General features: G+C 29.9%; 10 protein-coding genes. 7 read left to right on the forward strand and 3 right to left on the reverse strand.

What is annotated here, in order from left to right; genetic code table 11:
- Positions 1 to 63 precede the first annotated feature (63 nt).
- Positions 64 to 519: a thioredoxin fold domain-containing protein gene (locus HX088_RS10435; protein ID WP_286484113.1), complete on the reverse strand. Its 456-nt coding sequence runs from the start codon at positions 517 to 519 to the stop codon at positions 64 to 66.
- Positions 519 to 2,576, reverse strand: coding sequence for a TonB-dependent receptor plug domain-containing protein (locus tag HX088_RS10440; RefSeq protein ID WP_286484114.1), 2,058 nt, complete (start codon positions 2,574 to 2,576; stop codon positions 519 to 521). Before HX088_RS10440 ends, HX088_RS10435 begins: the two co-directional genes overlap by 1 nt.
- Positions 2,577 to 2,677: 101 nt before the next feature.
- Between HX088_RS10440 and HX088_RS10445 the strand changes: the two genes are divergently transcribed.
- Complete coding sequence (locus HX088_RS10445; protein WP_260543263.1) at positions 2,678 to 3,334, forward strand: metal-dependent transcriptional regulator; 657 nt, start codon at positions 2,678 to 2,680, stop codon at positions 3,332 to 3,334.
- Positions 3,334 to 4,992: an LIC_10190 family membrane protein gene (locus tag HX088_RS10450; RefSeq protein WP_498745974.1), complete on the forward strand. Its 1,659-nt coding sequence runs from the start codon at positions 3,334 to 3,336 to the stop codon at positions 4,990 to 4,992. Before HX088_RS10445 ends, HX088_RS10450 begins: the two co-directional genes overlap by 1 nt.
- 17 nt (positions 4,993 to 5,009) lie before the next feature.
- Here HX088_RS10450 and HX088_RS10455 read toward each other — a convergent pair whose 3' ends face one another.
- Positions 5,010 to 5,375, reverse strand: a complete 366-nt coding sequence (locus HX088_RS10455) for a DUF1573 domain-containing protein (protein ID WP_188319976.1) — start codon at positions 5,373 to 5,375, stop codon at positions 5,010 to 5,012.
- 89 nt (positions 5,376 to 5,464) lie between these two features.
- Between HX088_RS10455 and HX088_RS10460 the strand changes: the two genes are divergently transcribed.
- From HX088_RS10460 to HX088_RS10480, 5 genes are all read left to right on the forward strand, one after another.
- Positions 5,465 to 6,124, forward strand: coding sequence for a hypothetical protein (locus HX088_RS10460; RefSeq protein WP_286484116.1), 660 nt, complete (start codon positions 5,465 to 5,467; stop codon positions 6,122 to 6,124).
- A 79-nt stretch (positions 6,125 to 6,203) separates the two neighbouring features.
- The gene (locus HX088_RS10465) at positions 6,204 to 8,825 is read left to right on the forward strand and encodes a valine--tRNA ligase (protein WP_286484117.1); all 2,622 of its coding nucleotides are present in this window, start codon (positions 6,204 to 6,206) and stop codon (positions 8,823 to 8,825) included.
- A 125-nt stretch (positions 8,826 to 8,950) separates the two neighbouring features.
- Complete coding sequence (locus tag HX088_RS10470; protein WP_286484118.1) at positions 8,951 to 9,589, forward strand: LysE family transporter; 639 nt, start codon at positions 8,951 to 8,953, stop codon at positions 9,587 to 9,589.
- A gap of 167 nt (positions 9,590 to 9,756) precedes the next feature.
- The gene (locus tag HX088_RS10475) at positions 9,757 to 11,166 is read left to right on the forward strand and encodes an aldehyde dehydrogenase family protein (RefSeq protein ID WP_286484119.1); all 1,410 of its coding nucleotides are present in this window, start codon (positions 9,757 to 9,759) and stop codon (positions 11,164 to 11,166) included.
- A 77-nt stretch (positions 11,167 to 11,243) separates the two neighbouring features.
- Complete coding sequence (locus HX088_RS10480; protein ID WP_284583731.1) at positions 11,244 to 11,651, forward strand: RrF2 family transcriptional regulator; 408 nt, start codon at positions 11,244 to 11,246, stop codon at positions 11,649 to 11,651.
- Positions 11,652 to 11,701 lie beyond the last annotated feature (50 nt).

Raw genomic sequence — 11,701 nt, forward strand, 5'->3', positions numbered from 1 at the left:
ACAAATACGAATATATGTACTGTTTAAAATAAAATTTTATTGGTCTAATCCTGTATCATTTTTTCAGGACGTTACAAAATTAGGGCCTTTAAAATACTTTTCCAATAGGATTTTAAATGATTTGTTTTTAATAAGTCCAGAATAGGTCATTTCTATTCTAAGATCTTTTGAGATTAAAACCCAATACGGATAATTAATCTGTTCGTTTGTTGAAATAAATTCCTCAACAAAAGCATGTAGTTTTTCTTTAGGTTGATAAACTTTTTCTAAAAAATAAATAGTATCATGCGACTCTGCATCTACTTCTAAATAATAAACTTCGTTATTTAAAAAGTGGAATAAACTCTTATCTTTTTCAATTTGTTTTTTTTGAATTAAGCAATAGCTGCACCACTTTGTTGAAAAAAAGAGCAATATAGGTTTCGGTTTTTCATGGAAATTAGAATTTAATTTATCGAATGAAATTTGTGCTTGACTATAAATTGATAACAGTAGAAAAATGATGTGTAATTTTTTCATTATTTTAAGTTATAACGAATTCCGAAAAAACCACGAGTACCCTGCATTGCTGTATAACTGTAATCATTTGGTTCAAAAATAACATCATTCCTACCTTGTGGAGGTGTTACGCCATTTCCCGGTTCTCCAAAAGGATCCCACCAACGAGCAATGACATCACCTTTTGGTAAGACATTAAAAAGATTTTTTACGCCACCATAGATTTCAATATTGTTTTTAAATGATTTGGTAAATTGAATATTTGCTATAAAAGTTGGTTTTGAATATTCTGGACGATAATCATTTTCCACACGAGGTAATTTCATTTTGTCATTATAATTGGCGGTTAAATCAACACTTAAATTTTTTTTGAATGCATAACTTGCTAAGAAATTTCCAGACCATTTTGGAGCATGATATTGCACTTCTTTTTTTTTATTTTCGTTTTTGTACACATCCATATAGGTTGCGCCAAGAATTATTTTTAGGGGAAAATCAAATGTTGCATCTACGTTCAAAGATACCCCTTGAGAAATTGCGTGTCCGTTTAAATTGTCGTAGATAATCTTTGTTTCATCTATGTCTGTGTTCGCAACAATTTTGTTTGTGAAATAAGAATAGAATGTCGTGAAATCAAAGTTTAATGCTGCAAAAGAAGTAGGTAATTTGAATACATAATTAATATTACCATTATATGATTTTTCAGGTTTTAATTCATTTTCAAAAACTACTTGTCTAGCGCCAGTTAATGCACGATGATCTTCTGTGAAAACATTTACAACACGAAATCCCGTACCAAAACTAGCTCTAAAAGTATGATAAGATGAAGGTGAAAGTTTGTATGCAATTCTTGGAGAATGTATTCCTTTATGTGTTTTATCGTAATCAAATCGATAACCAAGTAATAGTTTATTTTCAGCATTCAAAGTCCATTCGTCTTGTAGAAAAACACCAGGAATAGGAGTATTCATTGGATTGTTCTTGATTAGATTATTATGTTCATCATATTCTCCAGTACCTCTTGTGTTATCATCGTAATACGTATATTTAAATGAAGATCCTAAAAGTAAACTATGTTGTCCAATTATTTTATTCCAATAAGCTTGAGCAAAAATAACTTGTTGTTTTCCTTGATAAGATTCTGAACCATAAAATGAATTCTGTTGATGAAAATTATACGAAAATTGAGTTATTATTTTCTCTTTTAGAGGTAATTGATACATTCCGATCGCTTCAAAACGATTTGTCATAATACTTTCGCCATAAACTTCATCACCTCCTCTATGTAATTTACGTTTCCAGCTCGTTTCACCTCCCCAACGATCTTCGTATAAATAGCGTAAAGCAACTGATGCTGTTCTATTTTCTTGACGTTCAAAATCAAATTTATTGAATAAAGTGACACGATCTTGTAGAGTTACATCCGTAAATCCGTCGTTATTTTTATCTTTTTTATTTCCATATTTAAAGTAATTAAAACCAAATAAACTATTTACCTTTTCTCCTAAATTATATTTGTATCCACCATCAAGATTGGTTTCTAACCATGAAGTTGTAAAAGCATCTATAGATAATTTCGGAGCAGATTTCGGAGATTTTGTAATCACATTAATTATTCCTCCCATAGCTTCTGTTCCATAAAGGGAAGATGCTGGCCCTTTTACGACTTCTATTCGTTCAACCAAAGAATTCGGAATTCCACTCAATCCATAAACTGTAGATAGAGAAGAAACAATAGGCATTCCGTCTATTAAAATCATGGTGTAAGGGCCTTCCATTCCATTTATATGGATATCTCCAGTATTGCATACATTACAATTGAGTTGAGGTTGAACTCCATTGATTAATTGTACAGCATCAAAAAGTGATGAGGTTGGATTTTTTTTTAAAAAATTTGTAGTGTAAATTTCAATAGGCACGGGGCTATCAGATTTTTTTATAGCTTTCATAGTGCCTGTAACTACCACTTCATTTAATTTTTCGGTAGAATCTTTTACTATTAAACTATCATTATTTATGTTTTGGGAGAGTGCAAGTAATGGTAAAGTTGAAATGAGGATGCTTAAAGTATTTTTCATGCGATATTTATTAGGCTAATTTAAAAGTTAGGCAAATCTAACAAAAATATTTATTAAATGAAATTTAAATAATTTTCTATATTTTCAGTTATATTTGTTTTATGAATTCATTAGTCGAAGAAAATTACTTAAAAGCATTATTTCATTTATCTGGAAATGGAAAAGGAGAAGTTAATGTAAAAGAGTTAAGTAAGCATTTAGAGATAAAAATGCCTACGGTAAATAGCATGATGAAAAAGTTAGCTGAGAAAGAATTGGTTATTTATGAATCATATAAACCACTCCGATTATCGGATAAAGGAATTTTGAAAGCATCTTTGATTGTACGAAAACATCGATTAACGGAAATGTTTTTGGTTGAAAAAATGGGATTTGGTTGGGAAGAAGTACATGAAATTGCAGAGCAAATAGAACATATTCAAAGTCCTTCTTTTTTTGATAAAATGGATGAAATTTTAAATTATCCCAAATTAGATCCACATGGCTCGCCAATTCCAGATAAATATGGAAATGTAGAGTTTGTTCACTATAAAAAATTGTCTGAATTTCAAAAAGGAGATTTAGTTGAAATTTGTGCTGTTATAGGTTCTTCGGATGAATTTTTAAAATATCTGAATTCGAAAAACATTCAGCTAAATGATAAAATAAAGATCATTTCAATTGAGGAATTTGATGGAACTATGACGGTAGAATTTCTTGAAACAAATGAAGTTGAAACTTTTAGTAATCATGTAACGTCAAGGTTGTTAGGTAAATAATGATTGCGCAATTAATATTTTCAACGTTATTACTCTTATATTTTTTAGGATTTGGATTCCTTTTTCAAAAAATATTCCCAAAAATAAATTCGTCAATTTCTTTTGTTATTTTGAACGGGATGATAGGAGTAGGACTTCTCAGTTTTCTACTTGCATTTTTTATCCCTTTAAATTTTACTTACGAAGCAATTTTAATTCTTATTTCTATTCTTTCCTTAATTTATCATAGAAAAGAGGTTCAAAAATATGTGAAAGAGTTGAGAAATATTTCACGATATTTTTATATATTTTCTTTTTTAGGCTTGTTGGTTGCAACAACTTATCCGTTTATTTTAGACCATTTTGGTTACTACATTCCGACGATAAAATGGTTGGATTTTGCTGGTTTTGTAAAGGGACTTTCTAATTTAGAATGGGTTTTAGCACAAAATAGTTTTTGGCATATTTTACAAGCTGCTGTTAACGAGAGTTTGGATGTTTATTATCGATTAAACATAAGTTTATTTATTGTTTTTAATTTATATGTATTTGATAAAAAGTGCTACAAATTGTTGTTTTTTAACATTTTGTTTTTATTTTTTTTAAATTCTCCTTCTCCCGATTTACCTGTTTTTGTTATAACAATTTTACTAATCAATGAATATTTAAATCAAAAAGGAAAAGTTTCAGATTATTTATTTTATTCGACAATTTTGGTTGTCATAAAACCAATTAGCATTGTTCTACTGATTTTTTTCTTAATTGAATATTTGAAGAATATAGAATATAGATTTTTGAAGGATAAAAACATTCTTTTAATTATATTTTTTACTTTCTTGTTTTGTTGCAAAGGAATTATTGTTTCTTCAAATCCTTTATTTCCTATAAGCTTCAGTTCTATTGAAAATCTCCAATGGAGTTCGCCTAAAAGTATGTATGATATCTCGAAATTAAATGGAAAGTTTATTCCTCTAAAGGATTCTTTTACATTTGAAGAGGTAATGAAAATGAATTCATTTGAATATTTATATGCAATTTTGTTTCAGAATGCTGTGCGGTCAATTATATTATTATTCATTATAGGATTTACACTTTTAACAACAATAATTAGTTTTTTCTACAAAAAATCGACCATTCAATTATTAATATTTTGTTGCTGGATAAAGTTATTTGCAATGCTATTTTTATCGCCTCAATTTAGATTTCTTTTAGATATTTTGGTTATTGATGTTGTACTAATTTTAAGTATTTTTAATCATAAAACCTATTTTCAGTTTTCAAAAGGAATAAGTTTTTTAGGTGTCTTTGCAGTTTCTCTTTTTATTTTATTTCCAAACTTAGGTAGATTAAGTTCAAATTCAATACGATCTTTTTCTTATCAAAAAAAAATAGAATTAAAGCAACTTTTACAGCCAGGTACTTACAGAGAAATACCAACATTAGAAAAAAAAATAGGAAATATTTTATATAATTACCCTACAAATTATCCCTTGATTTATAACTCTCCTGTACCTGCGATTAGTACTTCGACTTTGAATAGTTATTTAATATATAATGGTTATCCGCAACAAATAGATTCTTTAAATGTGAAAAATGGATTTTATTTTGTTCAGATGAATGAAAATGAACGAAAAAAAATAACTGAATTTTTGATGCAAGAACAAAAAAAAGCAAGCTAATTAGCTTGCTTTAAGTATTATTGTGCTTTACCTTTTACTCTGAAGATTTTACGAGAAGAGGTTGCATCATTAGATGTGATTGTGACAGATTTATTAAAATCCCCTGCCATAGAACCACTCGAATATTTTACTGTGATATCTGCAGATGCGCCTGGAGCTATTGGGGTTTTAGGGTAATCAGGAGCTGTACATCCACAAGATCCTACAACACTTTTAAGAACTAAAGGCTTGTCTCCTGTATTTGTTACTTTAATTTTTGAAGTAACATCTGTATTCAATTTAATATTCCCAAATTGAATTTCTTCTTTATCTAAACTAAGCGTTTGAGCAAATGCACTCGAAATACCTAATGCAAAAACACTTACAAACATTAATTTTTTCATAACGATAATTAATTTATAATCAAAGTTAAGCAAATAATCCAAAAAAGAATGCTTTTTTGTATTTTAGTAAAGTATAAAAAAACATTAATATGAAAACAGTAATTATTCCATTATTACTTTTAACTTTTAATAGTGTCGATGCGCAGATATCTTCAACAGCAACTGTTAATGAATATAATTTGCAAACGTTAGTAGCAGAATTGAAACAACAAAAATATACAGATGGTTCTACAAATAAGAATGAGTATTTTGATGTAAACTTTTTACCTGCGAGTATTGAAGGCTTCAAAGAAAAAGAAAATTTTAGATATAATGCCTTATTAGATGATTTCGAATTTTTACGCGATGGTTATTTATATAAAATGAATAAATATTCTGATCAAATAATTAGGTTTGACAATGGGAAAATTTATAAGTATGTAAATTTTATAGAAGGAAATGTGGTGTCTTCAAGGTATTTGCAAGTATTAACACCAATGGATGCTAAAATAGTACTTTACAAAAAGTTAACGATAGATGGAATTGATGGATTAGGAGCAAGTGGTTTAAATGCTTCAAATAAAACAAGTTATTATAAACAAGATAAATTACAGATTGGATTTGATGATAAATTGTTTAACGTACCAAAATCAACAAAAAAGTTTGGAGAATTTACTGATAAAAACGTAGCAGAAATTGTAAATAATAATAAACTTAATCTGAAAAAAGAGCAAGATTTAATTTTACTTATCGAGTTGTTGAATAAATAAACAAATTCTTTATTAGTTAAGAAATATTGGGCAGATTGTGTAAATTTGCCCAAATTTGTTTTTAAGTTATAAATAAATAATGGAAATCGCATCGAAATATACGCCGACAGAGGTAGAAGGAAAATGGTATGAATACTGGATGGAGAAAAAATATTTTAAATCTACACCAGACCAAAGAAAAGCTTACACAATTGTAATTCCACCGCCAAACGTCACAGGTGTCTTACATATGGGACATATGTTAAATAACACGATTCAAGACGTTTTGATTCGTCGTGCACGTATGCGTGGCTTCAATGCATGTTGGGTTCCCGGAACAGACCATGCTTCAATTGCTACTGAGGCAAAAGTAGTTGCGAAATTAAAAGAAGAAGGTGTTTCTAAATTTGATATCGGACGCGAAAAATTCTTAGAACACGCTTGGGATTGGACACATAAGCATGGTGGTATCATCTTGGATCAATTAAAGAAATTAGGTGCTTCTTGTGATTGGGATCGTACAAAATTTACAATGGATCCTGATTTATCTGAATCTGTTCAACGTGTATTTATCGATTTATACAACAAAGGTTTAGTGTATCGAGGGTATCGCATGGTAAATTGGGATCCAGAAGCAAAAACAAATATCTCTGACGAAGAGGTGGTTTACAAAGAGAAAAACGGAAAATTATACCACTTAAAATATCAAGTTGTAGGTTCTGACAAATATATCGTTGTAGCGACAACTCGTCCAGAAACTATTTTTGGGGATACTGCTGTTTGTATCAATCCAAACGATGAGCGTTACGAATGGTTAAAAGGACAAAAAGTAATTGTTCCTTTAGTTGGTCGTGAGGTAAATATCATCGAAGATGAGTACGTGGATTTAGAATTCGGAACAGGATGTTTAAAAGTAACGCCAGCTCATGATACGAATGACTACGAATTAGGAAAGAAACACAACTTAGAGTTCATCGATATCTTTACGGATGATGTAAAATTAAACGATTATGGATTAAACTATGCCGGAATGGATCGTTTCAAGGCACGTAAAGAGGTTGAGAAAGAATTAGAAGAAAAAGGTTTACTTGAAAAAGTAGAAGATTATAAAAATAATGTAGGAACATCTGAAAGAACAGGAGCGGTTATCGAGCCTAAAATCTCGAATCAATGGTTCTTAAAAATGACAGATTTAGCTAAACCTGCATTAGACAACGTAATGAACGATACGATTAAATTTCACCCAGCGAAATTTAAAAATACATACCGTAACTGGATGGAGAATGTAACAGATTGGAACATTTCTCGTCAATTATGGTGGGGACACCAAATTCCTGCATTTTTCTATGGTGAAGGAAACGAAGATTTCGTTGTTGCTTTAACAAAAGAAGAAGCATTACCATTAGCACAAGAAAAAACAGGAAATACTGCTTTAACTATTGAAGATTTACGTCAAGATGAAGATGCATTAGATACTTGGTTCTCTTCTTGGTTATGGCCAATTTCTGTTTTCAATGGAATTAATGAACCAGATAACGAAGAAATCAATTATTACTATCCAACACAAGATTTAGTAACTGGTCCAGATATTATTTTCTTTTGGGTGGCACGTATGATTGTTGCTGGATACGAATATCGTAACGAATTGCCTTTCGAAAATGTATATTTCACAGGTATCGTTCGTGACAAACAAGGTCGTAAAATGTCGAAATCTTTAGGGAATTCGCCAGATCCGATTGAGTTAATGAACGAGTACGGAGCCGATGCTACGCGTATGGGAATGTTGTTAACGGCACCTGCTGGAAATGATTTACCATTTGATGTGGAGTTATGTTTACAAGGACGTAATTTTGCAAATAAAATTTGGAATGCTTTCCGTTTAATTAAAGGTTGGGAAGTTAAAGAAGATTTAGAACAAACTACAGCGCAAGCAAAAGCAGTAAACTGGTTCGGAAATAAATTCCAACAAACCTTAGCAGATATCGAACATAACTACTATCAATACCGTTTATCAGATTCGTTAATGGCAATCTATAAATTAATTTGGGACGATTTCTGTTCTTGGTATTTAGAAGCGATTAAACCTACATTTGGTGAACCAATTGATCGCAAAACATTTGATGCAACGATTGGTTATTTAGAAAATGTATTGAAAGTTTTACATCCATTTATGCCTTTCTTAACAGAAGAAATTTGGCATTTAATTGCTGAAAGAACGGATGACGAAGCTTTAATTGTTTCGAAGTATCCAGAAATTACATCTTTTGATGAAACGATTATCAAAAATTTTGAAAATACAAAAGAAGCAACAACAGCAATTCGTGGTTTACGTTCAGAAAAAGGAATGTCTCCAAAAGAAGCATTAGAAGTTTTTGCTGATGCACAAGCTACTAACGAAATCTATGTAGATGTATTCTCGAAATTAGGAAATGTTTCTAACTTCAATACTGGAGATAAACCAGAAAAAGGTTTTGCTTTCCGTGTAGGTACATTAGAATTTATGATTCCTATGTCTGATAATATTGATGTTGAAGCTGAACGCGAGAAATTACAAAAAGAGTTAGAATACTATCAAGGTTTCTTAAATTCTGTTCGTAAAAAATTATCTAACGAAAAATTTGTTGCTGGAGCGCCAGAACAAGTTATTGGTGCAGAACGAAAAAAAGAAGCAGACACATTGGCTAAAATTGCTCAAATCGAAGAGCAATTAGCAGCATTATAAGTTAAAGGTTATACGTAATAAGTTATAAGCTTAAGCCACTCCAATTGGGAGTGGCTTTTTTTATGTATTTAATTTTAATTGAAAAGTATATTTCTTAACTTTGCACACCTTTTTACAAAAACTTAATGCAGTATTTAGAACTACTTTTAATCGGAATTTTTACAGCTTTTATTGGATCATCCATTCCTGGATTATTGAATATGACGGTGGTGAAAATTGGTAAACAAGAAGGAACTAAAAGTGCATATACCTTTATGTTAGGAACAGCAATTACAATCGCGATTCAAGTTTATTTAGCCATTTTTTTAGCAAAATTCATTAATTTTAATGAAGAAGTAACTAAAATTTTCCGGCAAGTAGGATTAACAGTTTTTGTAATGATTACGATATATTTTCTATTTTTTGCGAAAAAACAAGACCTAAAAAAGAAAAATAAAAGACTAAAACAACAAGGAGATGTCAAACAGAAGAATAAGTTTTTATATGGATTATTGTTATCAGCTGTAAATGTTTTTCCGATACCTTTTTATGTCTTTTTAAGCGCAACTTTAATTTCATATAAAATTACGGTTTTTGGTCAACCTAATAGCTCTATTTTTGCATTAGGTGTAGTGATTGGTTCGATGATAATTTTTAGTTTGTATCTTAAATTTTTCAATTCAAAATCAGAAGAAAATTCATTTATTCTAAAAAATATCAACTATGTCATTGGCGGTGTAACGAGCGTAGTTTCTATTTTGACGATTTATCAACTGTTTCTCTAAGAATTTATTTCTAACTAAAGATTGTATTCTCTATCGTTTTATTTATTAAGATTCATTCAAAATAACTTTAATTAATCTTAAAAAGTGTTTTTACATTTTTACGATTGAATTAAATAAACTTAAATTCCAAAAAAAATCATTAAATTAACATTTCTAAAATGTTTAAAATGTCTGATTTTAAAACGGAAATTGATAAGATTTACGAACTGCAATTCAAGAATAAATCAACTATTCGAAATTTAACTATTGCTCAACGCAAAGTATTTTTGCTAAAATTAGAACAATCAATTCTTAATCACCGAATTGAAATTGAGCAAGCATTGTTTATTGATTTAAGAAAATCAAAAGTTGAATCAGATTCAACTGAAATTTTCCCTGTTTTATCAGAAATTAGGTTATTTCGAAAAAAGTTGAATCGCTGGTCGAAAATAAAATCTGTTTCTAATAATCTTCTTTTTTTTGGTTCGAAAGCAAAAATTCAGCCCGAAGCTTTAGGTAATTGTTTGATTATTTCGCCATGGAATTATCCTTTTCAGTTATGTTTACTACATCTTGTAGCATGTATTTCAGCTGGAAACACAGCCATATTGAAGCCTTCAGAATTTTGTCCAAATGTTTCTAAACTACTTGATAAAATTATATCCGAAGTTTTTGAACAAAATCATGTTGCAGTTATTGAAGGGCAAGTTGATGAAACCACCTATTTATTAGCCAAAAAATTTGACCATATTCATTTTACAGGATCTCCGAAAGTTGGTAAAATTGTAATGCAAGCAGGAGCTAAGCATCTTTCTTCTGTGACATTAGAATTAGGAGGTAAATCGCCTTTGATTATTGATGGTTCAATTCCGATGCAAGAAGTGGTAGAGAAAGTTGTTTGGGGTAAATTGATCAATTTGGGACAGACTTGCATTGCGCCAGATTATATAGTGATTAAAGAAGAGTTCAGCGATCAATTTGTAAATGCTTTTATTACACATGTCGAAAATATTTTTGGAAAAAATCCTTCTCAATCAGAGGATTTGGCTCGAATAGTAAATCTTCAAAATTACAATCGATTAAAAAATTTGATCACCGATGCTTTAAAAAAAGGTGCGAAATGCCCGTTTGGAAATGAATATAAAGAGGATGAACTATACATTAAACCAACTTTATTAATTGATATACCGAAAGATGCTTTAATAGAAATTGAAGAAATTTTTGGTCCAATACTTCCTATCTATACATTTAAAGAGATTAATGAAGTAATTGAGTATATTAATTTGAAAGAAAAGCCTTTAGCTTTATATTTATTTTCTAATAACTTGGTTTTTATTGAAGAAGTTAAAAATCAAACATCTTCAGGATCTGTCGTAATAAATGAAACTTTAGTTCATATTTTACATCCGAATTTACCATTTGGAGGAGTTAATCATTCAGGAATTGGTGCGTCAACTGGTTATGAAGGGTTTAAAGGTTTTTCACACATGAAGCCAGTCTTACACGTAAATCGTATTTTATCTCCATCCAAATTTCTTAATTATCCGTATACTTCTACAACCCAAAAGGTAATTGATTTTTTGATGAAATATTTTTAAAATCATTTCAACCGTTTTAATCTTATATTTGTTTTATACAACTATCAACGTTATTTTTGTAATTAAATCATATAAAATTGTTATCAAAAAAGACAAAATACGGACTAAAAGCGATGGCTCATTTAGCCAGACAAGAAAGTAATAAACCAGTATTGATTGGGCAAATTTCTGAAAAGGAAGTTATCCCTAAAAAATTCTTGGAGGCAATTTTATTGGATTTAAAAAAATTGGGATTTGTCAATTCGAAGCAAGGAAAAGGTGGTGGATATTATTTAGCGAAAGAGGCAAAGGATATTAGTTTAGCCTCTTTGATTCGTGTCCTAGAAGGCCCAATTGCACTTTTGCCTTGTGTGAGTAAGAATTATTACGAAAAATGTGACGACTGTCCGAACGAAGGCATTTGTACCTTGAATAAGGTAATGATAGAGTTAAGAGATTCGACATTAGAAATCCTTGAAAATAAATCATTAGAAAGTTTAAAATAAATTTTGCCTGAAATTTTTCAGGCTTTTTTATTGGTAAATTTTATAAGAAC

The organism is Empedobacter sp. 225-1 (assembly GCF_030328185.1).
Lineage (GTDB): Bacteria > Bacteroidota > Bacteroidia > Flavobacteriales > Weeksellaceae > Empedobacter > Empedobacter stercoris.

What these genes read in the sequence shown, in the direction of transcription:
- HX088_RS10435 (WP_286484113.1), bottom strand. Translation starts at nt 519, where the DNA reads ATGAAAAAATTACACATCATTTTTCTACTGTTATCAATTTATAGTCAA.
- HX088_RS10440 (WP_286484114.1), bottom strand. Translation starts at nt 2,576, where the DNA reads ATGAAAAATACTTTAAGCATCCTCATTTCAACTTTACCATTACTTGCA.
- HX088_RS10445 (WP_260543263.1), top strand. Translation starts at nt 2,678, where the DNA reads ATGAATTCATTAGTCGAAGAAAATTACTTAAAAGCATTATTTCATTTA.
- HX088_RS10450 (WP_498745974.1), top strand. Translation starts at nt 3,334, where the DNA reads ATGATTGCGCAATTAATATTTTCAACGTTATTACTCTTATATTTTTTA.
- HX088_RS10455 (WP_188319976.1), bottom strand. Translation starts at nt 5,375, where the DNA reads ATGAAAAAATTAATGTTTGTAAGTGTTTTTGCATTAGGTATTTCGAGT.
- HX088_RS10460 (WP_286484116.1), top strand. Translation starts at nt 5,465, where the DNA reads ATGAAAACAGTAATTATTCCATTATTACTTTTAACTTTTAATAGTGTC.
- HX088_RS10465 (WP_286484117.1), top strand. Translation starts at nt 6,204, where the DNA reads ATGGAAATCGCATCGAAATATACGCCGACAGAGGTAGAAGGAAAATGG.
- HX088_RS10470 (WP_286484118.1), top strand. Translation starts at nt 8,951, where the DNA reads ATGCAGTATTTAGAACTACTTTTAATCGGAATTTTTACAGCTTTTATT.
- HX088_RS10475 (WP_286484119.1), top strand. Translation starts at nt 9,757, where the DNA reads ATGTCTGATTTTAAAACGGAAATTGATAAGATTTACGAACTGCAATTC.